This is a genomic window from Streptomyces sp. NPDC058326 (assembly GCF_042879855.1).
Lineage (GTDB): Bacteria > Actinomycetota > Actinomycetes > Streptomycetales > Streptomycetaceae > Streptomyces.
The window spans coordinates 56,006-78,541 of record NZ_JBHVZO010000020.1; the positions used below are offsets into that span (position 1 = coordinate 56,006).

The 22,536-nt window shown below is 70.4% G+C and carries 21 protein-coding genes, 3 tRNA genes and 2 pseudogenes; 12 read left to right on the forward strand and 14 right to left on the reverse strand.

Going from position 1 to position 22,536, the window contains the following annotated elements; translation table 11 throughout:
- Positions 1-51: 51 nt before the first annotated feature.
- Positions 52-2,136, reverse strand: a complete 2,085-nt coding sequence (locus tag ACFVYX_RS29380) for a restriction endonuclease (protein ID WP_389684520.1) — start codon at positions 2,134-2,136, stop codon at positions 52-54.
- Between the two features lie 154 nt (positions 2,137-2,290).
- Positions 2,291-2,357 (reverse strand) — tRNA-Tyr (locus tag ACFVYX_RS29385).
- Between the two features lie 581 nt (positions 2,358-2,938).
- Between ACFVYX_RS29385 and ACFVYX_RS29390 the strand changes: the two genes are divergently transcribed.
- The 4 genes from ACFVYX_RS29390 to fdxA all read left to right on the forward strand — a co-directional run bounded on the left by ACFVYX_RS29390 (position 2,939) and on the right by fdxA (position 4,887).
- Positions 2,939-3,044, forward strand: a tRNA-Ser gene (locus tag ACFVYX_RS29390).
- A 554-nt stretch (positions 3,045-3,598) separates the two neighbouring features.
- Positions 3,599-3,856 carry an Imm51 family immunity protein gene (locus ACFVYX_RS29395; RefSeq protein WP_389684610.1) on the forward strand — a complete coding sequence of 86 codons (258 nt, stop codon included), beginning with the start codon at positions 3,599-3,601 and terminating at the stop codon, positions 3,854-3,856.
- Between the two features lie 356 nt (positions 3,857-4,212).
- Positions 4,213-4,425, forward strand: a complete 213-nt coding sequence (locus ACFVYX_RS29400) for a cold-shock protein (RefSeq protein ID WP_389684521.1) — start codon at positions 4,213-4,215, stop codon at positions 4,423-4,425.
- Between the two features lie 126 nt (positions 4,426-4,551).
- Entirely contained in the window at positions 4,552-4,887 is a 336-nt protein-coding gene (fdxA, locus tag ACFVYX_RS29405) for a ferredoxin FdxA (RefSeq protein WP_389684522.1), read from the forward strand.
- A 185-nt stretch (positions 4,888-5,072) separates the two neighbouring features.
- On the opposite strand, the pseudogene ACFVYX_RS29410 reads toward fdxA, so the two are convergent.
- Both ACFVYX_RS29410 and ACFVYX_RS29415 read right to left on the reverse strand, forming a co-directional pair.
- Positions 5,073-6,003, reverse strand: a pseudogene (locus tag ACFVYX_RS29410) (IS5 family transposase).
- Positions 6,004-6,034: 31 nt separating this feature from the next.
- Positions 6,035-6,619 carry a S1 RNA-binding domain-containing protein gene (locus tag ACFVYX_RS29415; protein WP_389684523.1) on the reverse strand — a complete coding sequence of 195 codons (585 nt, stop codon included), beginning with the start codon at positions 6,617-6,619 and terminating at the stop codon, positions 6,035-6,037.
- A gap of 214 nt (positions 6,620-6,833) precedes the next feature.
- Between ACFVYX_RS29415 and ACFVYX_RS29420 the strand changes: the two genes are divergently transcribed.
- A complete protein-coding gene (locus ACFVYX_RS29420) occupies positions 6,834-7,847 on the forward strand; it encodes a quinone oxidoreductase family protein (protein WP_389684524.1) in 1,014 nt (337 codons plus the stop codon).
- A 137-nt stretch (positions 7,848-7,984) separates the two neighbouring features.
- A pseudogene (locus ACFVYX_RS29425) lies at positions 7,985-8,121 on the forward strand (site-specific integrase); the annotation flags it as partial.
- Between the two features lie 121 nt (positions 8,122-8,242).
- On the opposite strand, the gene ACFVYX_RS29430 reads toward ACFVYX_RS29425, so the two are convergent.
- Positions 8,243-8,319, reverse strand: a tRNA-Thr gene (locus ACFVYX_RS29430).
- Positions 8,320-8,501: 182 nt separating this feature from the next.
- Here ACFVYX_RS29430 and ACFVYX_RS29435 point away from each other — a divergent pair.
- The 3 genes from ACFVYX_RS29435 (at position 8,502) to ACFVYX_RS29445 (ending at position 11,027) form a co-directional block, all read left to right on the forward strand.
- Positions 8,502-9,599, forward strand: a complete 1,098-nt coding sequence (locus ACFVYX_RS29435) for an ABC transporter ATP-binding protein (RefSeq protein ID WP_389684525.1) — start codon at positions 8,502-8,504, stop codon at positions 9,597-9,599.
- 233 nt (positions 9,600-9,832) lie between these two features.
- Positions 9,833-10,243 (forward strand): hypothetical protein, encoded by a 411-nt coding sequence (locus ACFVYX_RS29440; RefSeq protein ID WP_389684526.1) that lies wholly within the window; start codon positions 9,833-9,835, stop codon positions 10,241-10,243.
- A gap of 67 nt (positions 10,244-10,310) precedes the next feature.
- Positions 10,311-11,027: an NDP-sugar synthase gene (locus tag ACFVYX_RS29445; protein ID WP_389684527.1), complete on the forward strand. Its 717-nt coding sequence runs from the start codon at positions 10,311-10,313 to the stop codon at positions 11,025-11,027.
- An 82-nt stretch (positions 11,028-11,109) separates the two neighbouring features.
- Here the strand turns inward: ACFVYX_RS29445 and ACFVYX_RS29450 are convergent, their stop codons facing one another.
- The 6 genes from ACFVYX_RS29450 to ACFVYX_RS29475 form a co-directional block, all read right to left on the reverse strand.
- Positions 11,110-12,678 carry a DoxX family membrane protein gene (locus ACFVYX_RS29450; RefSeq protein ID WP_389684528.1) on the reverse strand — a complete coding sequence of 523 codons (1,569 nt, stop codon included), beginning with the start codon at positions 12,676-12,678 and terminating at the stop codon, positions 11,110-11,112.
- Positions 12,679-12,770: 92 nt separating this feature from the next.
- Entirely contained in the window at positions 12,771-13,736 is a 966-nt protein-coding gene (gene rlmB / locus ACFVYX_RS29455) for a 23S rRNA (guanosine(2251)-2'-O)-methyltransferase RlmB (protein WP_389684529.1), read from the reverse strand.
- Between the two features lie 77 nt (positions 13,737-13,813).
- Positions 13,814-15,214 carry a cysteine--tRNA ligase gene (gene cysS, locus ACFVYX_RS29460; protein WP_389684530.1) on the reverse strand — a complete coding sequence of 467 codons (1,401 nt, stop codon included), beginning with the start codon at positions 15,212-15,214 and terminating at the stop codon, positions 13,814-13,816.
- Positions 15,215-15,338: 124 nt separating this feature from the next.
- Positions 15,339-15,839, reverse strand: a complete 501-nt coding sequence (gene ispF / locus ACFVYX_RS29465) for a 2-C-methyl-D-erythritol 2,4-cyclodiphosphate synthase (protein WP_389684531.1) — start codon at positions 15,837-15,839, stop codon at positions 15,339-15,341.
- On the reverse strand, positions 15,829-16,578 hold the full coding sequence (gene ispD, locus ACFVYX_RS29470) for a 2-C-methyl-D-erythritol 4-phosphate cytidylyltransferase (protein WP_389684532.1): 750 nt from the start codon (positions 16,576-16,578) through the stop codon (positions 15,829-15,831). The genes ispF and ispD overlap by 11 nt, the downstream gene beginning before the upstream one ends.
- A 334-nt stretch (positions 16,579-16,912) precedes the next feature.
- Entirely contained in the window at positions 16,913-17,395 is a 483-nt protein-coding gene (locus ACFVYX_RS29475) for a CarD family transcriptional regulator (RefSeq protein ID WP_003953493.1), read from the reverse strand.
- 683 nt (positions 17,396-18,078) lie between these two features.
- Between ACFVYX_RS29475 and ACFVYX_RS29480 the strand changes: the two genes are divergently transcribed.
- A complete protein-coding gene (locus tag ACFVYX_RS29480; RefSeq protein ID WP_389684533.1) occupies positions 18,079-18,669 on the forward strand; it encodes a DUF461 domain-containing protein in 591 nt (196 codons plus the stop codon).
- Positions 18,670-18,748: 79 nt separating this feature from the next.
- Here the strand turns inward: ACFVYX_RS29480 and ACFVYX_RS29485 are convergent, their stop codons facing one another.
- Both ACFVYX_RS29485 and ACFVYX_RS29490 read right to left on the reverse strand, forming a co-directional pair.
- A complete protein-coding gene (locus ACFVYX_RS29485; protein ID WP_017242433.1) occupies positions 18,749-19,429 on the reverse strand; it encodes a response regulator transcription factor in 681 nt (226 codons plus the stop codon).
- Positions 19,426-20,655 (reverse strand): sensor histidine kinase, encoded by a 1,230-nt coding sequence (locus ACFVYX_RS29490; RefSeq protein WP_389684534.1) that lies wholly within the window; start codon positions 20,653-20,655, stop codon positions 19,426-19,428. The genes ACFVYX_RS29485 and ACFVYX_RS29490 overlap by 4 nt, the downstream gene beginning before the upstream one ends.
- Positions 20,656-20,918: 263 nt before the next feature.
- Between ACFVYX_RS29490 and phoU the strand changes: the two genes are divergently transcribed.
- Together phoU and ACFVYX_RS29500 are read left to right on the forward strand one after the other, a co-directional pair.
- Positions 20,919-21,599: a phosphate signaling complex protein PhoU gene (gene phoU / locus ACFVYX_RS29495; RefSeq protein WP_384111601.1), complete on the forward strand. Its 681-nt coding sequence runs from the start codon at positions 20,919-20,921 to the stop codon at positions 21,597-21,599.
- A gap of 207 nt (positions 21,600-21,806) precedes the next feature.
- Positions 21,807-21,962, forward strand: a complete 156-nt coding sequence (locus ACFVYX_RS29500) for a hypothetical protein (protein ID WP_169749546.1) — start codon at positions 21,807-21,809, stop codon at positions 21,960-21,962.
- Between the two features lie 59 nt (positions 21,963-22,021).
- On the opposite strand, the gene ACFVYX_RS29505 is transcribed toward ACFVYX_RS29500, so the two are convergent.
- The gene (locus ACFVYX_RS29505; RefSeq protein ID WP_389684535.1) at positions 22,022-22,489 is read right to left on the reverse strand and encodes a GNAT family N-acetyltransferase; all 468 of its coding nucleotides are present in this window, start codon (positions 22,487-22,489) and stop codon (positions 22,022-22,024) included.
- Positions 22,490-22,536: the final 47 nt, after the last annotated feature.

Below are 22,536 nucleotides of genomic sequence, written 5' to 3' on the forward strand. Positions count from 1 at the left end.
CCCCGCTCCCCCAGCCCCTGCCCCCCGACCCCCGCCCCCGCCCCTCCCCACTCACTCCACCTGGATGCCGAAGTCCCCGACGAGCTCCTCAAGCCCGCCCCGGTACCCCTTCCCGCCGAGGACGAAGTCCCAGTCGCCCCCGGCCCGCCGCCGGAAGGACCCGAGGACGAGCGCGGTCTCCCCGGGCCGCCCGTCCGAGACGACGAGCCGGTCGAGTTCGGCCCCGGCGTCGTCCCGCAGCCGGATGCCGGCGTCCGTGAACCCGCCCAGATCCGCGTCGGGATTCACCTCGGGATCGACCGCGGCCACGAGCACCAGGCGGTCGGCACGCGCGGGCAGCGCGTCGAAACCGACCCGTACCGCGGCCCGGTCGCCGGGAACGGGCGGGACCATGGACACCGAACCGTCCCGCGTGGCCGGATTGTTGAAGAAGACGAACCACTCGTCGCCGAGGACACGGTTGCCCGCGCAGACGAGCGCGCACACGTCGAGCGCGGCCGTGCCGGACCACATCATGCCGAGCAGGTTGAAGTCGGCGTCGGCCTCGACGGGCGTGTCCACGGCGACGGGCCGCGCCGTCCCGGGCCCCAACCGGCCCCGCAGCCCGTGCTGGTGGAGCAGATCGACGAGCTCGGTCCCGGAGATGAGCGTCAGGGGTTTGCCGTTGGCGAAGGTGTACGAGCCGGGCCCGAACGTGGAGGTGGTGACGAGGACGCCCTTGTTCGCGCCGGCGCCCTGAACGGTCCCGAAGAGATCGCGTACCGCCGACGGAGGAACGGTGTTCCGGTACCGCTTCACCTGTACGAGGATCGACCCGCCGCTGATGGGATCGGGATCGAGGGCTTCGACGTCCACACCACCGTCGTTGGACCGGGTCGTGGTGACGGCCTGGAGCCCACGGGCCCGGAAGAGCTCGGCCACGAGCCCCTCGAAGGCGACGGGATCCATGGCGAGCAGATCGGGCTCCTCGCCGTCGCCCTGCACGACCACGTCCGAGCTCACCTGGTCCGGGGAGAGCAGCGGCGCGACGGCCGCCCGCTCGTCGGGCTTGGCGGAGAGCCGCCCGGACAGGGCGCCGGTCAGGCACTCGACGGCCGCGACGAGCTCCAGGTTGAGCCGGTCGAAGACGCTCCGCTCGACGACCACGGAGGCCAGGCACACGCGTGCCGCGAGGCCGGTGGCGGGATCGACGCCGGCCACGTAGCCGTTGAGGGCGACCCGCTCCAGCACACCGAAGCGGTCCGCCGCGAACAGTTCGCGCACGGCGAGCAGGACGCTCTGGGCGAGCACGTCCCGGTAGAGCGCCCGCCGCTGCGTCACCGGCCGGGGGACTTCCTTCTCCTGGTCGGTACTGGGCAGGTACTTGACGCCCTTGGCCTCGGGCACGACCTCGAACCCGGGCAGACCCCAGTCGAGAACGAGCCCGCGGCCACCGCGCTCGTAAGCGGCGGACACCTCCCGGGGGAACCCCTCGGGCCACGCCGTGGAGGCGAAGAGCACGGCGGAGAAGTACTCGACGACGGTCTCGGGCTCCCCAGCCCTGAGGGCTTCGACGGTCCCGGCGACACCACCGTTGTGGGTACGTATCTCGGCACGCCGCGCGGCGGCCCAGGCGTCGTACTCCCGCCGGTACGCGGCCAGTTGCTCGACCCGCCGCGCCTCGGCGGCCTGGGCGGCGTACCAGTCGCGCTCGAACCGGGCCCGCGCGTCCCGCTCGGCCTGCGCGCGCCCGGAAGCCGTCCAGGCCGACCCCTGCGGCTGGTAGAACCGCTGGTCGGGCATGGCGACGGGCTCCCCGAGGGGCCCGGGCGAGAACGGCTCGACGTCCTCCTCCCGCCGCAGGGACTCCACGCTGAAAGCCGGAGCCCGGCACCCGGCCACGAGGAGCGACTCGAGCAGGGCGACCCGCTGATCGAGCTCGTGGGTCCGCCGCAGCGCGTCCGCTTCCCGCTGCTGCCGATAGGCGGCCCGCTGCTCCCGCTGCATCCGGGCCACGTCCCGCTCGTACGCCCGCTGCGCCCGCTCCGCGTCCCGCTGCTGCCGCAGCACCGCCTGCTGCTGCCCCTCCCGCTGCCGCTGCGCCACCCGCTGCTGCTCGGCCCAGACTCCGATCAGCCCACCGGAACGCCGACTCATCCGCCGCACCCCTCCCGCACAACACCCCAGCCACCCGAACCCCCGCTACGAACAAGTGTCCCGGACCGAACCACCCCGGAACACCGAAACCCAGGAGTCCACCGAGCAGCACCGACGCCCGGACCGACGACGGCCTCACCGGCGCTTCAGCATGAGCCCCCTGTCGGGTTCGAACCGACGACCCCCGCTGTACAAGTTCGATCCGGGCCCGCTGCGGCGGCTTTCGTCGATTGGCGCGACGGCCGGGCAGAGGTGCTGGTGTACGCCCCCGTCCGGCGTCGTTGATGTCAGCCGCTGATGTCAGGCCCCGCACGCGGTCTTTGCAGGGGGCGGCGCTGTTGAGCGATGGGGGCTGTCCCTGGCATGGCGGAGGATGGTGCTCATGTGCGCTCTCTTCGACCCCCCTGAGCCTCGCCGCGTCTTGCCGGGCGAGTACCCAGTGTGGGACCAGGCTCTCGCCCTTCTGAACCGGGACCTAGCGGTGACGCTTCCCCAGCTGGAACCCCTGCAGCTGCTGGCCCTTCCGTCCTACGACGCGGATGAGCCGGAGAACGTCTACGTCGCCATGGCCAACGGCGAGTGGCACGGCAACCACTTGGACCCGAACTCACAGGACAGCCTTGCCTCTGCACTGGCGAGCATCGCCGATGCCGCGCAGGAGACCGTCATGGAGCTTCTGTGGCAGGCGTGGCCCCTGTGCCCCGAGCATGGCCTGGGCATGCATCCAAGGGAGGACACAGAAGAGCAACTGTCCTGGTGGTGCGCGGGAGAACGGTTGCGTCGCGGCCCGGCTCATATCCACGCGGCCGTGGGCACACTCGCCGCTTTGGGAGCGTCCATCCGTACACGGTCTTGAAAACCGTCGTGGCAGCGATGTCACCGTGGGTTCAAATCCCACACCCACCGCAGATGAACGGCCCTTGACCAGTCAAGACGGTCAGGGGCCGTTCCCGTGCCCCTGACCGTGATCCCCCCGGCGTTCCCCGTGCTTCCCTGCTCGATCGACACGCGCATCAGCCAGAGCGAGACGGGTTCCGACGCGGAGCGACCACACCGGCCGCAGCCACATCGCGGCATCAGCTGCTCCCCACCCGCCCATTTCCGGTGGTGCGTTCGCCTCGCGCGCCCGTCATCCACGACGGCGGGGGTACGGCGCCCAGCCCCACTCGGCGCCGGCAGACGGCCGACCCTGCGCAAGAGGCCGGAGCGGGGCGCAGACAGGAGCGGCGGCCCGGGCGACGGGCCGCGCGCGCCGCGCGTGCGCGGCGGGTGCCTTGATGAGGTAGCGAAATCTGTAACAGCTGCGTCGGCCACACCCGCCAGCACTTGGCGCAGGGACGGACGTGGACAGTCGGCTCGGAGCAACGGGCAGCCCGTGCAGCAGAGGGTGGGATCATCGCGCTGCAACCATCAACCTGCTTGACTTCGACGGTGAGCACTCGCTGACGTTGAATGCCGTGGCCTGCCTGTCGATGCTGCAGTAGCTGCCGCCGGGCATGAGCCGAACGGCTGCTTCTGGGAAGGTCTCGTGCAGTGCGCCTGGCCGGACATTGCCGAGAGTCTCGACTTTGACAGCGAGGCCGGCATGTTCTGCGCGGTCGGCAGTCTGGGCGGCCTCACACGACTCAAGGAAGCCCTTGAATCCGTCATCACGAGCCCTGGCGCAGCCGGCGACCTCATTGATCGCGCGACAACGTCGGGCTTCGAGTTCGACGACTAGGGCTTGTCCGGCCGATCATGCCGCTGCTCCGTCGTCTGGCGATGCGGCGTCCCGCGCCAGGTGCATGTCGTGCCACACGTCTGGTGCCGCTCCTCGGGTGCGGGTGCAGCCCCCGTAGCAGAGGCACCGGGGGTCGTGGCTGGGGCAAAGCCCGTCGGTTTCGGCGGCGGCTCCGGGGCATCCGGCGGCGGCGCAGAAGGGGACACCGCGGGCGAGGGTGTGGTGCTGGCTGCTTGGGTCGGTGCAGCCGGGGGTGGTGGCAGGTGTGGGGGATGGGCATCTTCCTGGTGCTCGGTGCTACGCGCCCGTCATGACATGATCTCTGCGTAATCGGTCGGCTACGCACTGGAGGCACCGTGGCGGAGCGTCAGAACGGCACCGCGAAGTGGTTCAACGACGAGAAGGGCTACGGCTTCATCACCCCCGAGTCGGGGCCCAACCTGTTCGTGCACTTCCGTGCGATCGAAGGCGACGGCTTCAAGTCCCTGAAGGAAGGCCAGAAGGTGACCTTCGAAGCCGTCCAGGGGCAGAAGGGCGAGCAGGCCGACAAGGTCCAGGTCGTCGGCTGACCCTGCCATCGCCGGCCGAAGGGTCGGCGTCCCTGGCGGGCCGCAGCTCCCGCCCTGTGTCTGGTAGCGCGCCGTATGGCACGCACTGGGCAATCGACCAGATCAACTCGAACTAGAAAGTTCCCCATGACCTACGTAGTGGCTGAGCCTTGCATCAGGTGCCGGACCACCGACTGTGTATCCGTATGCCCCGTCGACTGCTTCTACGCGGGCGAGAACATGCTCGTCATCCACCCGGAGGAGTGCATCGACTGCGGCGCCTGCCAGCCCGAGTGCCCGGTCGACGCAATCTTCGAGGAGTCCGAGCTTCCGGAGAAGTGGTCGGAGTACAAGGAACTCAACGCCGAGTACTCCAAGAAGTGGCCGGGAATCGCGGAACAGAAGAGTCCTCCCTCCGACTGGGAGGACTGGAGGAACGTCGAAGAGAAGGCGGATCACTTCAGCTCGAAGCCCGCTTCCTGAGAGGACGTCACTCGGCACCGTCAGCGCCCTACCGCGCGGCGCGGACCCAGGAGTGCTCGTCGCCGACCCGGTCGGCGACGAGGCGTCCGTCCTGGAGCCGCCAGTTTGTCGGGATGCCCGCTTCCTCGGCGAGCCGGGCGGTGCCCGCCGCTCCGTGTGATCGGCGCTAGGACTTGTCCGGCCGATCATGTGCGGAGCCAGATCGCGACGGCCGCCGCCGCGGTGGCGGTGCCGAGGAAGACGTAACCGCGCTTGTCGTATCGAGTGGCGACCGCCCGGAACTGCTTCATGCGGTTGATCGCCCGCTCGACGGTGTTGCGCTTCTTGTAACGGTCCTCGTCGAAGCCGGGCGGCCGTCCACCGCGTGCGCCTTTGCGTCGGCGGGGCCTGGCTGTCACTCTTCTCCGGAATCGTGTGGCGGATGCCCCGCCGTCGCAGGTACTCGCGGACGGGGCCGTTGCTGTAGGCCCTGTCGGCCGCAACTGTCGGGCTTCTTGCGTGGTCGTCCCAGGCCCGGTCTGGGGACTCGGATCTTCTCCAGCACCGCGATGAACTGGGTGCAGTCGGCTCGCTGACCTGGTGTGACGATGAGGGATATCGGGCGGCAGCGGCCGTCCGCGCTCAGGTGGAGCTTGGTGGTGAAACCGCCGCGCGAGCGGCCCAGGCCCTCGCCTCCCGTATCACCTCCACCAGGCGGGCGTGCAGATTCTGCCACGGCGCTTCGTCCTGATGTTCTAGCTCCTCGGCCCCCTTTGAGCCGGGCGCCGGCGGTAGGTCGGTGCGAGCGCCGGCCGCGTGCTGATGCGCGCGGACGATGGCGGAGTCGACCGAAATGTCCCAGTCGATCTCGCCTGCGGCGTCGGCCGCCGCCTGGACCTGCTGGAGGAGACGTTCCCAGGTGCCGTCGGCCGACCACAAGCGGTGGCGTTCGTAGACGGTCTTCCATGGCCCGAACCGTTCGGGCAGGTCACGCCACTGCACTCCGGTCCGCACCCGGTGCAGGATCCCGTCGATCACCTGCCGGTGGTCCCGCCACCTGCCACAACGCCCGTTGCTGACTGGCAGGAATGGCCGCAGCCGTTCCCACTCAGCATCACTCAGATCACCCCGCCCCATGCTCGCATCAACGGCTGGAGCACGCTGGCCGTCACGTGGCCGGTACGACACCTTCGCGCTGGGCGTTCTTCGGCCTGGAAAGACGGATCCGGCGGGTCGGCAGGTCGATTTCCGTGACGATGACGGTGATCTCCTCTCCGGCCTCCAAGTCCTCCACCGGACTCACCGCGGGCCGACCGTCGATCTCTCTGGAGGGGATCAGCCCGACGATCCCGTCTCCGAGCTCGACGAAGACGCCGATGGGAACGGTCTTCTCCACCGTCCCGCAGATTTCCTGACCCACCGGCGTATGGTCGGCGAAAGCCCGCAGGGGGTCAGGCTCCAGCGCCTTCAAGGACAGTCTGGCCTCCAGGTTGTAGGTGTCGAACTGGAGGAACTCGCACGAGACCCTCTGGCCTACGTGAACGACATCGGTGGGAGCGTAGATGTGCCGCCAGGACAGTTCGGGGATGACGATGAACCCGACGCCGGGGAAGAGCGGATGGGCAGGTCCGTCGTCCAGGGCCACGAAGACCCCGAACCGCTCGATCGCCGCAACGGTGCCAGACAAGATGTCGCCACGGTGCAAGGTCTCCAAAAACGCCCAGAGTTCCGGGCTCTCAGACTGCCAATCCATACCGTCACCCTGGCACACGACATCGCGGGCCGACCATGAGCTCGACAGACTGAAGCCCCGCCGTGCCCCAGCAACCGGAACCATGATCGGCCGGACAAGTCCTAGGTGTATTGCCTCGTTAGGTCGGGGACGCGCCTTTCAGGTGGTTTGCCTGCCGGGAATCGGATCGCCATCAGCGGGGTTGGTGGGGGGACGAGCCGATCATGGGAGGGTCATGCGAGCGATTCAGGTGTACGAAGTGGGCGGTCCCGAGGTGCTGCGGGAGGCCGAGGTGGACCAGCCGCGGCCGGGTCCGGGCGAGGCGGTCGTGGAGGTCGCCGCATCCGGGGTCAACTTCCTCGACGTCTACCACCGCGAAGGCCGGTACAGCCTCCCGCTGCCCTTCACCCCGGGCGCTGAGGGCGCCGGCACGGTCGTCGAAGTCGGACCCGGCGTCGCTGACGTCGCAGTCGGGGACCGGGTCGGTTGGGTGGAGATCCCCGGCACGTATGCCGAGCGGGCCGTCGTGGACTCCTCCCGGCTGGTGCCGCTGCCCGACGATATTGGCTTCGAGACCGCCGCCGCCGTGCTCCTCCAAGGCATGACCGCGCACTATCTCGTCACAGACGCCTACCCGGTCCAGCGGGGCGACACGGTGCTCGTGCATGCGGCCGCTGGTGGCATGGGGCTGCTTTTGACCCAGCTCATCACCCATCTCGGCGGCAGGGTGATCGGCACGACGTCGACCACGGCGAAGGCCGAGCTGGCGAAGCGTGCCGGGGCCGCTGAGGTGATCCTTTCCTCCGCAGTCGACGATCTCGCAGCCGAGGTGAGGCGGCTCAACGGCGGTCAGGGACTGCCGGTTGTCTTCGACGGCGTCGGCGCGCACACCTTCGATGCGAGCCTCGCCAGCCTGCGAACCCGCGGCCATCTCGTGCTCTTCGGCGCGGCAAGTGGTGCCGTGCCGCCGTTTGATCCGATTCGGCTCGCCCACGGCGGTTCGCTGACCCTGATCCGGCCCAGCCTCGGAGACTTCATCGCCGATCGGTCCGAACTGCTCCGACGGGCCGCCGATGTGTTCGAGTGGGCGCGCTCCAAGGCGCTTGAGTTCACCGTCACGGGCCGCTACGCATTGTCCGAGGCCGCCCAGGCCCACAGCGATCTGCAGGCTCGGCGTACCACCGGCAAGCTGCTCGTCATACCCGATGCGGCCGCCGCTATGGGACGCCGCGAGGAGACGCAGAGCTGATCGCGGGTGACGAGGTCGGGGATCTTGGAGACTGAGATATCGAGGGCATGGCCGACCGCCATCGCCAAGATCCCGACAGCGTCGGGCACTCAGCAGGCCGAGATCAAGTTCTGGCGGGTTTCTGGGGCATCTGGGTCACGGGCTACGTCTTCGCCACCCCCACCGGCCGTCCCGTCGAGCCCCGCAACGCCACCGGCCCTTCGTACGCGTCAGCGTGGCGGCCGGCCTCCGGCTCATCCGCCTCCACGACGCCTGGCACGGCTGCGCCACGCTCCACATGGACCGGCTGCTCTCCCGAAAGCGGCCCGACCGCGGCCGACCGCAGCCGTTGATGTCACCCGTAGATGTCGAAGACCCCCAACCAAGATCGGTCGGGGGTCTTCGACGTGCCTGCCTGGAGCCCCCTGTCGGGTTCGAACCGACGACCCCCGCTTTACAAGAGCGGTGCTCTGGCCAGCTGAGCTAAGGAGGCAGCGAGTGCAGTGTATCCAACGCCGTCCGGGTGGCGGTCGGAAATCTCGTCGCCTTCGGAGTGCTGACAGATCCCGGATCGCCAGGTAGCGTCGCCTGGAGTTCACTCCGGTGGACTAGACCTCAATCCTTCCTTTACTCGGATCGTCCGGCACGTTCCTGCCGGTGAAGGGACACATCACCATGGCTTCCGTCACTTTCGACAAGGCGACCCGGGTGTACCCCGGTGCCACCAAGCCCTCCGTCGACCAGCTCGACATCGAGATCGCCGACGGCGAGTTCCTCGTCCTCGTCGGGCCCTCCGGCTGCGGCAAGTCGACCTCCCTGCGCATGCTCGCGGGTCTCGAGGACGTCAACGCCGGCTCCATCCGCATCGGTGACCGCGACGTCACGCACCTGCCGCCCAAGGACCGGGACATCGCCATGGTGTTCCAGAACTACGCGCTGTACCCGCACATGACCGTCGCCGACAACATGGGCTTCGCGCTCAAGATCGCCGGCGTCAACAAGTCCGAGATCCGCGCCAAGGTCGAAGAGGCCGCGAAGATCCTCGACCTCACCGAGTACCTGGACCGGAAGCCGAAGGCGCTCTCCGGTGGTCAGCGTCAGCGTGTGGCCATGGGTCGTGCCATCGTGCGTGAACCGCAGGTCTTCCTCATGGACGAGCCGCTGTCGAACCTCGACGCCAAGCTGCGCGTGTCCACCCGTACGCAGATCGCCGGTCTGCAGCGCCGGCTCGGCATCACGACCGTGTACGTCACGCACGACCAGACCGAGGCCCTCACCATGGGCGACCGCGTCGCGGTCCTCAAGGACGGTCTGCTCCAGCAGGTCGACTCGCCGCGCAACATGTACGACCGGCCCGCCAACCTCTTCGTCGCCGGCTTCATCGGCTCCCCGGCCATGAACCTGATCGAGGTCCCGATCGTCGACGGCGGCGTGAAGTTCGGCAACAGCATCGTCCCCGTCTCCCGCGAGGCGATCGCCGCCGCGTCCGCCAAGGGCGACACCACCGTCACCGTCGGCGTCCGCCCCGAGCACTTCGACGTGCAGGGCCCCACCGGCAAGGACGGCCTCGCCGTCACCGTCAACGTCGTCGAGGAGCTCGGCTCCGACGGCTTCGTGTACGGCTCCACCCGCGTCGGCGGCGAGGACAAGGACCTGGTCGTCCGCGTCGGCGGCCGTGACGTGCCCGCCAAGGGCACCACGCTGCACGTCGTGCCGCGCGCCGCCGAGCTCCACGTCTTCTCGACCTCCACGGGCGCGCGCCTCAGCGACTGACCCGTCGGTCTCGACGACCCCCTCCGCGGCCCCGTGTCCCTCGTGGACGCGGGGCCGTTGGTTCATGTGGCGGCCGCCGGGTGGTTTACCCGGCGAAACCCCGGCAGGTCCCGGCATTCCGGGCCCGTCGTCCCCCCGGGCGTCAACACGGGATTCGAAAAGCCGCCTCGAACCATCGCCCGTGAGAGTGACTAAATGTCGCCATATCACTACCGGCCGCTACGCTCGCCTGCGTGACGCACACTGCCCGCCGAATCGGCCGCTCTCTCGCCCTCGTCCTGCCCGTCGTCCTGGTGCTCTCGGGAACGCTCGCGGTGTCCGCCGTTCCGTGGGCCGGCAAGGACGCCGGGACCCAGCTCACGGCAGCCTCCTCCGAGGTCTCCGTCCGGGCCAAGGCCCGTGCCCCGCAGGACGTCCTGCGGGACCAGCTCCTCGCCGAGCTCCAGGAGAAGGACCCCGGCACGGCTCTCACCCACCTCCAGCGCGAGGTGGAGAACCGTCCCTCCCTCGCCAAGCACTGCATGTCCATCGCCCGCTCCCTCGGCCGCGCCGCCGTCGAGCAGTACGGCCCGACCCGCGCCCAGTCCTTCTCCCGGCCGGTCTGCGACACCTCGTACGCGACCGGCGTGATGCGGGCGAGCTGAACAGCCGGACACTGAGCGCCGTCGCGCGTCCGGACCACTGCCGTACGGGGCGCCTATCGTTCCCCGTATGCACACCACTCCGACGCAGGCCGTGGTCCTGGCGGGCGGCCAGGGCTCACGGCTCCGCCCGTACACCGACGACCGCCCCAAGCCGATGGTCGAGATCCCGGGCACCGGGACCCCGATCATCGGCCATCAGCTTTCCTGGCTGGCCGCCGAGGGCGTGACCGACGCCGTCGTGTCCTGCGGCCATCTCGCCGAGGTGCTCCAGGAGTGGCTGGACAGTGCCGACCTGCCCCTCAAGGTGACGACGGTCGTCGAGACCGAGCCGCTGGGCCGCGGCGGCGGCCTGAAGTACGCCGCCGCGCGTCTGCCCGCGCCGGACCAGCCCTGGTACGCCACCAACGGCGACATCTGGACCCGTTTCTCGCTGCGCGAGATGGCCGCCTTCCACTCGGAGCGCGATGCCCTCGCCACGCTGGCCCTGGCCCGGCCCCGGATCCCGTGGGGCGCCGTCGAGACCGACACCTTCGGGCACATCACCGACTTCATCGAGTCGCCGCCGTCGCCGTTCCTGATCAACGCGGGCGTGTACGTCTTCTCCGCGGCCTTCACGGAGCTCCTCCCCGACCTGGGGGACCATGAGCGGACCACGTTCCCCCGGCTCGCCCGTGAGCGGCGTCTGGCGGGCTTCCCGCTCCCCCAGGGCGCGTACTGGAGGGCCATCGACACCGCCAAGGACCTGACGGAGGCCGCCAAGGAGCTGGCCACCCAGAGGGGCTGAGGGGCAAGGGGAAGGGCGGCACCGCTTCACGCGGTGCCGCCCTTCCGTATCGGGTACGGGCGTTGATCGGGTACGGGCGTTGTCAGCCCAGCAGGCCGCCGATCGGGTTCCTCGCGCCGCCCGACGTCGAGCTGCTCTCCGACGGGGTCCCCGTCGAGCCGGTCGAGCCGCCGGTGGAGCCGCCGCTCGTCGTGCCGCCGGTGGTGGTCGGGGTGTCGCTGGTGGTCGGCGGGGGCTCCGGCTCGGAGCGCGTGGGCGTACTGCTGCCGGTGCCGGCGCCCTGGGTGGCGGTCGGGCGCCGCTCCTGGGTGCGGGGGGCCTCGGGGGTCGTCTCGGTGGGTCGGCTCGCCTCCTCGGTCTCCTCGCGCTCGGCCGGGGCCTCGCTGGTCGCGGCCGGCTCGGGCGCGGTGGACCCGGCCTCGGAGGGAGTGCGGCGTGTCGGCTCCGTGGGGAGCGGCCGGCCGGGGAGGTGGTTGATCGGGTCGTCGTTGGGACCGGGGACCGTGATCATCTCGGTGGAGCGGACGGCGCCGCCGAGGACGGAGCCGACGAGGAGGGTGAGGCCGACGACGAGGGAGGCGAGGAGGGTGCTGCGGCGCATGACGCGGCGGCGGAGGTGCCAGAGGTCGGCGCGGGGGCCGAGGGTGCGCCAGGCCTCTCCGGCGAGGCGGCCGTCGAGGGAGTAGACGGGCGCTCCGGCGATGATCAGCGGTGACCAGGCGGCCAGGTAGATGATGTCGGCCGAGTCGTAGACCGGGACGGTCTTCCAGCTGACGGTCAGCAGGAGCGCGGCCGACAGCAGGGCGCCGACGACGGCGGCGGCCCGCTGCCAGAGTCCGAGGACGGTGAGGACGCCGACGACGACCTGGAGGAAGGCGATGGTCAGCCCGGCGCCGACGGGGTGCTGGAGGGCGAAGTCGCGGAGGGGTTCGGCGAGGGCCCAGGGGTGGAGGGAGTTGAGCCACTTCACCATGGAGCCGCGCTCGCCGCCGTCGAAGTAGACGGGGTCGCAGAGCTTGCCCATGCCCGCGTAGACGGAGATGAGGCCGAGGAAGACGCGGAGCGGGAGGAGCACGACGCCGAGGTTCATCCGGCGGCCGGGGTAGTAGGCGTGCCGGACGGCGGCGTCCTGCCCGTGGCGCTGCGCGGGCCGGTCGTGCGCCGCGTCGTCCGCTTCGGGGCCGCCGGTCTCGGGCCGGAGCTCGTACAGCTCGTCGTACGCGCCCTCGGCGCGGCGCATCGGCGGCAGCAGCGGCGCGGAACCGGCGGGCACCATCGGGGTGGGCATGGTGTCGTCGATGCGCGGGATGGCCTGGGTGGCGCCCGCGTCACCCCCGGGGTGGCCGATGCCGGGCTCCAGGGTGGAGACGGAGGACTCGCGGACGGCCTGGAGGAGGCCGGTCGCGCCCGGTGAGGACTTCCCGGTCCATACGACGGGACGGCGGCGCGGGCCGCCCGCTCCGGCCGCGGCCCCGGAGAGGGCCGCGGTGCGGGCGCCGGCGCCGAACTTCGGTTGCGGGGCGGGCGCGAGCCGCACACGGAAGCTGGCGTGGTTCACGATCACCTGGGCGGGATCGGAATCCACCTTGACCATGCTCAACGCGGGCTGATCGTCGAACCCCGGCCGGGGCGTTCTGGTGTCCACACTCATCTAACCGAGTGATCTGGGTTTAGGACACTGCCTTGACGGCTCGCAAATGTCCGAGACCCGTCAAGATCACGCCATGGCCGGGGCCGGGGGTACTACAGCGACGTGCCCATCCGGCGGCGGGCCGCCTCGTAGAGCACGACACCGGCGGCGACACCGGCGTTGAGCGACTCGGCGCCGCCCGGCATCGGGATGCGGACGAGGAAGTCGCAGGTCTCGCCGACGAGCCGGGAGAGACCCTTGCCCTCGGAGCCGACGACGATGACGACCGGACCGGACAGCGCCTCCAGCTCGTGGACCTCGTGGTCGCCGTCGGCGGCGAGGCCGACGACCGCGAGACCGGCCTTCTGGTACGCCTCGAGGCAGCGCGTCAGGTTGGTGGCGCGGGCGACGGGGGTACGGGCGGCGGTGCCGGCCGAGGTCTTCCAGGCACCGGCGGTCATACCGGCGGCGCGGCGCTCGGGGACGACGACGCCGTGGCCGCCGAAGGCCGCGACGGAGCGGACGACGGCGCCCAGGTTCCGCGGGTCGGTGATGCCGTCGAGGGCGACGATCAGCGGTTCCTCGTGGTGGTCGTAGGCCGTCGCGGCGAGGTCCTCGGGGTGCGCGTACTCGTACGGCGGGACCTGGAGGACGAGGCCCTGGTGGTTGAGGTTGTTCGTCATCCGGTCGAGCTCGGGGCGCGGCGCCTCCATGATGTTGATGTTGCCGCGGCCGGTGGCGAGGTTCAGGGCCTCGCGCACGCGCTCGTCGTTGTCGATGAACTGCTGCACGTACAGGGTCGAGGCGGGCACGCCGTCGCGCAGGGCCTCGAAGACCGGGTTGCGGCCGACGACCATCTCCGACTGGCCCTTGCCGCCGCGGCGGGCGACGGGCTTGCGCTTGGCCGCGTTCCGGGTCATCGCGTTGGAGACGCGGAACGCCTTGTGGCCCTTGCGGTTCTCGGCCTTGGGCGTCGGGCCCTTGCCTTCCAGGCCCTTGCGCCGCTGGCCACCGCTGCCGACCGTCGCGCCCTTCTTGTTGGACGTACGACGGTTCCTGCGCTGGCTGTTCCCGGCCATGACTACCTATTCCTCGGTGTTGCGTACATAGGTCTGTAACTGAAGTGTGCCGCCCGGAGCCCCGAGCGGCACGTCTTCTAACGGTTGCCCAGCGTCCAGCGGGGGCCGTCGGGGCTGTCCTCGATGGCGAGGCCGGACTGGTTCAGCTGGTCGCGGATCGCGTCCGCGGTCGCCCAGTCCTTGCGCTCGCGGGCCGACTCGCGCTGCTGGAGCACGAGCCGTACGAGGGTGTCGACGGCGCCGTGGAGCTCGTCGCCGCCACCGCTCTCCTCGGCCCAGTGCGGGTCGAGCGGGTCCAGGCCGAGGACGCCGAGCATGGCCCGGACCTCGGCGAGGCGGGCGATGGCCTCGTCCTTGTCGTCCGCGGCGAGGGCGCTGTTGCCCTGGCGGACGGTGGTGTGGATGATCGCGAGCGCGTGCGGCACGCCCAGGTCGTCGTCCATGGCCTCGGCGAAGGCCGGCGGCACCTCGGCGGCGGGGGCGACCGTCGTCCCGGCCTTCTCCGTGGCGCGCTGGACGAAGCCCTCGATGCGGCCGAACGCCGACTCGGCCTCGCGCAGGGACTCCTCGCTGTACTCGATCATCGAGCGGTAGTGCGGGGTGCCCAGGTAGTAGCGGAGGACGATGGGCCGCCAGTTCTTCACCATCTCGGACACGAGCACGCTGTTGCCGAGCGACTTCGACATCTTCTCGCCGCTCATGGTGACCCAGGCGTTGTGCACCCAGTACGAGGCGAAGTCGTCGCCGAAGGCCTTGGCCTGGGCGATCTCGTTCTCGTGGTGCGGGAAGATCAGGTCGAGGCCGCCGCCGTGGATGTCGAAGGCGGAGCCGAGGTACTTGTGGGCCATGGCCGAGCACTCCAGGTGCCAGCCGGGGCGGCCGCGGCCCCACGGGGTCTCCCAGTCGGGCTCGCCCGGCTTGGTCGCCTTCCACATCGCGAAGTCGCGAGGGTCGCGCTTGCCCGTGATGCCGTCCTCGGAGGGCTGGCGCAGGTCGTCGATGTCCTGGTTGGACAGCTCCAGATAGCCCGGGAAGGAGCGCACGTCGAAGTAGACGCTGCCGTCCGCCTCGTAGGCGTGGCCGCGCTCGATGAGACCGCGCATCATCTCGATCATCTCGGGGACGTGACCGGTGGCGCGGGGCTCGTACGTCGGCGGGAGGCAGCCGAGCGCGTCGTACCCGGCGTTGAACGCGCGCTCGTTCTCGTAGCCGATGGACCACCAGGGGCGGCCCTGGTCCGCGCCCTTCGCGATGATCTTGTCGTCGATGTCGGTGACGTTGCGGATGAACGTGACGTCGTAGCCGCGGTACGCGAACCAGCGGCGCATGATGTCGAAGTTCAGCCCCGACCGGATGTGTCCGATGTGCGGGGCCGCCTGGACGGTGGCGCCACAGAGGTAGATCGAGACGCAGCCCGGAGTGAGCGGGGTGAAGTCACGGATCTGCCGGGCGTTGGTGTCGTACAGGCGAATAGTCACCACTCCAGGGTAGTGGGCGTGTGGTAGTGCCCCGCGACCGATTCCCGGTAGCGGGGCACGATTTTCGGCGGCCTTCCCGCCTACGGGGTACGTACGGGGGGCTTACGGGGTATGTCCGGGACGCCTACGGGGTGCGTACCGGGTAGACGAGCGCGGTCGCCAGCGCGGCGAGGCCCTCGGCGCGGCCCGTGAGGCCGAGCCCGTCCGTCGTGGTGCCGGAGACGGAGACCGGGGCGCCGGCCGCCTCGCCGAGGGCCTTCTGCGCCTCGTCGCGCCGCTTGCCCACCTTGGGGCGGACGCCGACGACCTGGACGGCGATGTTGCCGATCTCGTACCCCTCGGCGCGGACGATCCGGGCGGCCTCGGCGAGCAGCGTGACGCCGGAGGCGCCGGACCACTCGGGCCGCGAGGTGCCGAAGTGGGCGCCGAGGTCGCCGATGCCCGCGGCGGAGAACAGCGCGTCACAGGCGGCGTGGGCGGCGACGTCACCGTCGGAGTGCCCGGCGAGGCCGTACTCCTCACCGTCCCAGAGGAGACCCGCGCACCAGAGTTCGCGGCCCTTCTCGAAGGCGTGGACGTCGGTACCGATACCGACGCGCGGGATCGGGGGGATGTCAGAAGCCATCGTTGGCCCTCCTGCGGGCGAGTACGGCCTCGGCGAGGACGAGGTCGAGGGGGCGGGTCACCTTGAAGGCCTCTTCGTGGCCGGGCACGACGACGACGGGCGCGCCGAGCCGCTCGACCATGCCGGCGTCGTCGGTGGCGCCCTCGCCGGTGAGGGCGATGGTGGCGTGGGCGTTGACCAGGGTGTCGTGGTCGAAGCCCTGCGGGGTCTGGACGGCGCGGAGCCGGGCCCGGACGGGGGTGGCGACGACCTGCTCGGGGTCGCCCGGCTTCCCGGCCGGTTCGACCTCCTTGACGGTGTCGGAGACGGGCAGCGCGGGGACGACGGCCACGGCCCCGCCCCGTACGGCCTCGATGACGGCGTCCACGGTGTCGACGGGCACGAGCGGGCGGGCCGCGTCGTGGACGAGGACGGTGGTGACGCCGTCGGGGAGCGCTTCGAGCCCGAGACGTACGGACTCCTGGCGGGTCTCGCCGCCGGGCACGACGAGGTAGTCGGTGCGCTCGGGGAGGGCGTGGGCGTCGAGGAGGTTCTTGACCTCGGCGGCGCCATCAGAGGGGGCCACCACGACGACGAGCGAGACCGCGCGGGAGGCGGCCATCGCGCGGACGGCGTGGATCAGCATGGGGGTGCCGTTCAGCGCGCGCAGCGCCTTGGGGGCGCCCGGCCCGAGGCGTACGCCCCGGCCGGCCGCCGGGATCACCACGGCGGTACGAGGAGGACGCGCTTCGTCTGACATCGGTTGCACTCCGGCAGGTTTGTTTCCGCGGCCGACATGGGTATGGCCTCAACCGTGCCGGACGCTCCGCCTTGACCGGGCCCTTTCCGTGACGACGGTCGAGGCGTGCCGCCCGAGCACAGGGGTTCGGACGTTACAGGGGGTGCGGTTTCTTTCTCGGCGATACGCACATGTGACCGGTCACCGTGTGCGTGCGGCCGCGCATACGCTCCGCGGGCGTACGCGAACATGCCGCAGCGCCCGGCGGCAGCGCTGTGTGGATCACAGCACGCCAACGGGCACCGCGGCATCGCTTCACTTGGGAACGCGCTCGGATGTCGTCAGAGCACGCTCATCAGGACGCGAGGACCTCGTCGAGGAGAGCCTCGGCCTTGTCCTCGTTCGTGTTCTCCGCGAGGGCCAGCTCGCTGACCAGGATCTGCCGCGCCTTGGCGAGCATGCGCTTCTCACCTGCGGAGAGACCCCGCTCGCGCTCGCGCCGCCACAGGTCGCGGACTACTTCGGCGACCTTGATGACATCGCCGGAGGCGAGCTTCTCGAGATTTGCCTTGTAGCGCCGGGACCAGTTCGTCGGCTCTTCGGCGTACGGCGCGCGCAGCACCTCGAAGACCCGGTCCAGCCCATCCTGACCGACCACGTCGCGAACACCGACGAACTCCGCATTGTCCGCCGGCACACGCACCGTCAGGTCGCCCTGCGCGACCTTGAGCACCAAGTAGGTCTTGTCCACGCCTTTGATCTGGCGAGTTTCGATGGCCTCGATCAGCGCGGCCCCGTGATGGGGATAGACCACGGTGTCGCCAACCTTGAACGTCATGTGACAGGTACCCCTTCCGTGGCTATCCAGGGTAACACGGATACGGCTTCTTCTGAATGGCGTTTTCGCAGGTCAGGGCATATCTCGGGGCTTGACAACAGCGACAGGGACGTGCTGCGGAGGGCTTCCGGAAGGCGGTATTCGCAGGTCGGAGTGGTTGTGCGGACGGAGAGAAACACGCACGTCACTCCTGCCCGGACTGCCTCCAGAGAGGGGCGATGACCCGATTTGTCGGGTTCGGAGTGGCCTTCTTCACCTACTCCGTTCGAGGATCGTCCACCCGTACGGATGCATCACGGGGTGATTCCGTAATTGATCAGCCGACACGGGGGCGGAGTTTTCCGGAGGCACGGCTCCGGGGAATGCGGGGCGGCCCTCGAATTGATCAAGGCAGTTATGTGAACAACAGGTCAATGGGTCGTGATCCGGCCACACCGGCCGGCTCCGGGGGCCGATCTTCGCGGGCGGGGCGAGGCGCGGCTCGCGGGCACCCCGGGCGCTCCGCGGCGGCACCCGGAGACGGCCGCGGCCGGTTAGGGGCGGGTCGGGTGCGGGACGGAGAGTGCGGCTCGGTAACCTAAGCGCGCTGACACACCTTTAGTTGATCCGTAGCTCCGAAGCTCGTCCGTAGTTCCGAAGCCTGTCCGTAGCCTGATCCGAACGTCCTAGGAGATGCCGCCGCCGTGAGCCGCAGCCTTCGACGCGGCGCCCTCGCCGCCACCGCCATCGTGTTCTCCATCGCCACGCTGTCCGCCTGTGGGGCGGGCAACGACGCGCAGACGCTCGGTGTCCGGCCGGACAACGCCGCCGTCACGGTGGATGACGTCAAGATCCAGAACGCGCTCGTCATCACCCAGCCCGAGGCCGCCTCCAAGGGCCCGGCCGTCGTCTCCGCCACCGTCTTCAACAACGGGGCCACGCCGCAGACCCTCGACGCCATCAGCCTGCCGGGCAGCAGCGCCACCGTGAAGCTGAAGGCGGCCCAGGGCACCGGCCCGATCACCGTCCCGGCCAACGGCTCCGTCGTCATCGGCGGCGCGGGCAACGCCTCCGCCGTCATCGAGAACGGCAACGAGGCCACCCGCGACGGCGACGCCCAGAAGGTCACGTTCAAGCTCAGCAAGACCGGCGACGTGAGCCTGAACGCCTTCGTCGTCCCGGCGACCACCTACTTCAAGGACTTCGGCCCCGAGGTCGTCCCGGCGCCCCCGGGCTCCTCCCCCACGGCCTCCGCGACGCCGTCGGGCGAGGCGGAGCACGGCACCGGACACTGACCGCCAGCGGTACCTGTACGTGTGAAGGGGCGCCCCCCGGCCGGGGGGCGCCCCTTCACATGTATGACTCCGGAGCTGTCTACGGCTCGAACTTGTAACCCAGGCCGCGGACCGTCACCAGGTAGCGCGGCGCGCCCGGGTCCGGTTCGATCTTCGCCCGCAGGCGCTTCACGTGGACGTCGAGGGTCTTGGTGTCGCCGACGTAGTCCGCGCCCCACACCCGGTCGATCAGCTGCATACGGGTCAGGACTCGGCCCGCGTTGCGCAGCAGCATCTCCAGGAGGTCGAACTCCTTCAGCGGCAGGTCGACCTTGCCGCCCGAGACCGTCACCACGTGACGGTCTACGTCCATGCGGACCGGGCCGGCCTCCAGGGCCGCCGGGGTGACCTCCTCCGGCTCGCCGCGGCGGCGCAGGACCGCGCGGATGCGGGCGACCAGCTCCCGCGAGGAGAAGGGCTTCGTCACGTAGTCGTCGGCTCCTATCTCCAGGCCGACGACCTTGTCGATCTCGCTGTCCTTGGCGGTCACCATGATCACCGGGACGTTCGAGCGGCCGCGCAGCTGCCGGCACACCTCGGTACCGGGCAGCCCGGGAAGCATCAGGTCGAGGAGGACGAGGTCGGCCCCGTTGCGCTCGAACTCGTCGAGACCGTCGGGCCCGGTCGCCGCTACGGCGACTTCGAAGCCCTCCTTGCGGAGCATGTACGACAGGGCGTCGCTGAAGGATTCCTCATCCTCGACGACGAGCACTCGGGTCACGGAAGGACCTCCGGGGCAGGAAGCGGTTCGGTCATGAGATCAGGGGTGGGGGAAGAGGCGGGCCGGCGGTCCCGTGCGGCGCCCGCCTCGGGCAGCCGCAGGGTGAAGGTGGAGCCCTGGCCCTCGGTGCTCCAGACGGTGACCTCGCCGCCGTGCGAGGCGGCCACGTGCTTGACGATGGCCAGACCGAGCCCCGTACCGCCGGTGGCACGGGAGCGGGCCGGGTCGACGCGGTAGAAGCGCTCGAAGACGCGCTCCTTGTCCTTGTCGGGGATGCCGATGCCCTGGTCGGTGACGGCTATCTCGATGAGGTCGCCGGCGGGTGCGGCGACGCGGCGGGCGGCGACGCCCACCCGCGTACGGGCCGGTGAGTAGTTGACCGCGTTCTCGACGAGGTTGCCGAGGGCGGCGGCGAGCTGGCCGCGGCTTCCCCAGACCCGCAGGTCGGCCTCTCCCCCCGAGACCATGGTGATCTGCTTGGTGGAGGCGGTGTGCCGGGAGCGGTCGATCGCCTCGGCGACGAGTTCGTCCACGGACACGGGCTCGGAGTCCTCCAGCGGGTCGTCGTTCTGCACGCGGGAGAGGTCGATGAGCTCCTGTACGAGGTTGGTGAGGCGGGTGGCCTCTATCTGCATGCGGCCGGCGAAGCGGGTGACCGCCTCGGGGTCGTCCGAGGCGTCCATGACCGCCTCGGAGAGCAGGGACAGGGCGCCCGTCGGGGTCTTGAGCTCATGGCTCACGTTGGCGACGAAGTCGCGCCGTACCGCTTCGATGCGGCGGGCTTCGGTGAGGTCCTCGACCAGGAGCAGGACGAGGCGCGAGCCCAGCGGGGCGACCCGGGCGGAGACGGCGAGGGCCTCGCCGCGTCCGGTGCCGCGCCGCGCGAGGTCCAGCTCGACCTGTCGTATCTCCCCGTCGCGGCGGGTGTCGCGGGCCATGTTGAGCATGGGCTCGACGGCCAGCTTCCCGCCTCGGACCAGCCCGAGCGCGTACGCCGCCGAGCTGGCCTTCACCACGGAGTCGCTCTCGTCGAGGACGACCGCGGAGGAGCGCAGCACGGACAGCACGGTGTCGACGCCGGGCGGGAGCACGGCGTCGGTGTGCAGGGAGCTACGGGTGGGTCGCGCCTGGTCGCGTTCGCTCCAGCGGAACGCCAGCATGGCGATCACGCCGGTGCACACGCCGGCGATCGCGGCCAATGCGGCCACTGCCGCGTTCACGTCCATGCCTCAAGGTTATGCGGGGCCGGGGACACTCTCCCAGCCGTCCGAGTGGCTCCTCGAACACTCGTCGCTCAGAGTTCACTGTGAAGACGGGACCGGTTCATTTGCCCCAGCGGGGACGGTGGTGCGTGTGGCCCAGAGTTCACCTGGGGGAAAGTGATGGTTCATGTGTGGGGGTGGAGCCGGACGCGTAGGGGGCCGAACGTGGGAGCGTGGGGGTCCGAGCCCCACCCGGACCCCGGAGCTTTGCGTAGAGAGGGACATCCATGCGGGACGCGTATCACGAGGAACTCGACTCGATCGGCGAGAGCCTGGTCGAGATGGCCCGACTCGTCGGGTCGGCGGTCGGGCGCGCCACGACGGCGATGCTCGACGCGGATCTGAAGCTCGCGGAGAGTGTGATCGCGGCGGACCAGAAGGTCGACGACCTCCAGCACGATCTGGAGGCGCGTGCGATAGCGCTGCTCGCGCGGCAGCAGCCGGTGGCGACCGATCTGCGGATCGTGGTCACCTCGCTGCGCATGAGCGCCGACCTGGAGCGCTCGGGCGACCTGGCGCAGCACGTGGCGAAGCTGGCGCGGCTGCGGTTCCCGGAGTCGGCGGTGCCGCGTGACCTGCACGCGACCATCCTGGAGATGGGGCAGCTCGCCCAGCGCCTGATGGCGAAGGCGGCGGAGGTCATCATCACGAAGGACGTCGATCTGGCGCTCCAGCTGGAGCAGGACGACGACGAGATGGACCTGCTGCACCGGACGCTCTTCCAGCACCTGATCGACGACCGCTGGAAGCACGGCATCGAGACGGCGGTGGACGTGACGCTGCTCGGCCGGTACTACGAGCGGTTCGCCGACCACGCGGTGTCGGTGGCCAAGCGGGTCGTGTACCTGGTGACGGGTGAGCACGCGGACGAGCTGCAGGCGTCGGACGCGCCGGTGGAGGGCGCGTGACCCTGGCGGGTGCCCGGGGGGCGGGGCGTCGTTCGCGGGCCCGGGGGCTCGGGGGCGCGTGACCCTGGCGGGTGCCCGGGGGGTGGGGCGTCGTCCGCGGGCCCGGGGGCGCGTAGGCGCACGGGCGCCGATGCGCCGTTGATGCGCCCGTGCGGGTGGGCATGCAATGGGGGGAGGCGACGCACGCCTCGAAAGGGAGGGACCCTCATGGCCGAATCCCCGATGACGACGAGCGACTCCGGGCCGGAGGCGCCGCGGGAGCCGATGCTGCTGCCCGTACTGGGCGCCTGCGGGTGCGGCTCGGGCTGCGGCTGCGGCTGCCAGTCGGGCGCCCCGTGCCAGTGCGGCGGCTGCTCGGGCTGACCGAGGAGGGGGTGGGGCGCGGAATCCGCACCCCACCCCCTCACCCGTACGCCGCTCTCTCACACGTCGAGTACGCCGACGGTCTGGCCGCCGCTGGCCTCACCGGTCGTACGGAAGCCGAGCCGGCGGTAGAACTCGCCGGGCCCGTCCTCGCCGGGTTCCCAGGTCACGTACATCAGCGGTGTTCCGCGGCGGCGCAGCTCGTCGCGTACGGCTTCGACGGCGAACCGTCCGTATCCCTTGCCCTGGGCGTCGGCGGCGATGTTGAGGCGCCAGAGACCGCTGCGGCGGTCGGCGGGGTCCTTCTCCTCGTTCCACGGGATGTCGAGGAAGGCCATCAGGAACCCGACGAGCCGGTCGCCGTCGAGAATCAGCCGCGGCCAGGCCGCCTCCCCGAAGGCGTACGCCTCGGCGAGGGACTGCACCACGGGGGAGACGTTGTGCTCCTGGTGGGGGTGGACGCGCAGGGCGAGGGCGGCGTCGACGTTGGCGGGGGTGACCTTCTCCAGGCGCGGTGACGTGCTCATGGCCTGAAAGGTACCGGCCGCCACGCGCGGGGCGCCGGTGATTATCC

What these genes read in the sequence shown, in the direction of transcription:
- ispD (WP_389684532.1), bottom strand. Translation starts at nt 16,578, where the DNA reads ATGTCAGACGAAGCGCGTCCTCCTCGTACCGCCGTGGTGATCCCGGCG.
- phoU (WP_384111601.1), top strand. Translation starts at nt 20,919, where the DNA reads ATGCGGGACGCGTATCACGAGGAACTCGACTCGATCGGCGAGAGCCTG.
- ACFVYX_RS29445 (WP_389684527.1), top strand. Translation starts at nt 10,311, where the DNA reads ATGCACACCACTCCGACGCAGGCCGTGGTCCTGGCGGGCGGCCAGGGC.
- ACFVYX_RS29500 (WP_169749546.1), top strand. Translation starts at nt 21,807, where the DNA reads ATGGCCGAATCCCCGATGACGACGAGCGACTCCGGGCCGGAGGCGCCG.
- fdxA (WP_389684522.1), top strand. Translation starts at nt 4,552, where the DNA reads ATGACCTACGTAGTGGCTGAGCCTTGCATCAGGTGCCGGACCACCGAC.
- ACFVYX_RS29475 (WP_003953493.1), bottom strand. Translation starts at nt 17,395, where the DNA reads ATGACGTTCAAGGTTGGCGACACCGTGGTCTATCCCCATCACGGGGCC.
- ACFVYX_RS29420 (WP_389684524.1), top strand. Translation starts at nt 6,834, where the DNA reads ATGCGAGCGATTCAGGTGTACGAAGTGGGCGGTCCCGAGGTGCTGCGG.
- rlmB (WP_389684529.1), bottom strand. Translation starts at nt 13,736, where the DNA reads ATGGCCGGGAACAGCCAGCGCAGGAACCGTCGTACGTCCAACAAGAAG.
- ACFVYX_RS29435 (WP_389684525.1), top strand. Translation starts at nt 8,502, where the DNA reads ATGGCTTCCGTCACTTTCGACAAGGCGACCCGGGTGTACCCCGGTGCC.
- ispF (WP_389684531.1), bottom strand. Translation starts at nt 15,839, where the DNA reads ATGGCTTCTGACATCCCCCCGATCCCGCGCGTCGGTATCGGTACCGAC.
- ACFVYX_RS29490 (WP_389684534.1), bottom strand. Translation starts at nt 20,655, where the DNA reads ATGGACGTGAACGCGGCAGTGGCCGCATTGGCCGCGATCGCCGGCGTG.
- ACFVYX_RS29505 (WP_389684535.1), bottom strand. Translation starts at nt 22,489, where the DNA reads ATGAGCACGTCACCGCGCCTGGAGAAGGTCACCCCCGCCAACGTCGAC.
- ACFVYX_RS29450 (WP_389684528.1), bottom strand. Translation starts at nt 12,678, where the DNA reads ATGAGTGTGGACACCAGAACGCCCCGGCCGGGGTTCGACGATCAGCCC.
- ACFVYX_RS29380 (WP_389684520.1), bottom strand. Translation starts at nt 2,136, where the DNA reads ATGAGTCGGCGTTCCGGTGGGCTGATCGGAGTCTGGGCCGAGCAGCAG.
- ACFVYX_RS29415 (WP_389684523.1), bottom strand. Translation starts at nt 6,619, where the DNA reads ATGGATTGGCAGTCTGAGAGCCCGGAACTCTGGGCGTTTTTGGAGACC.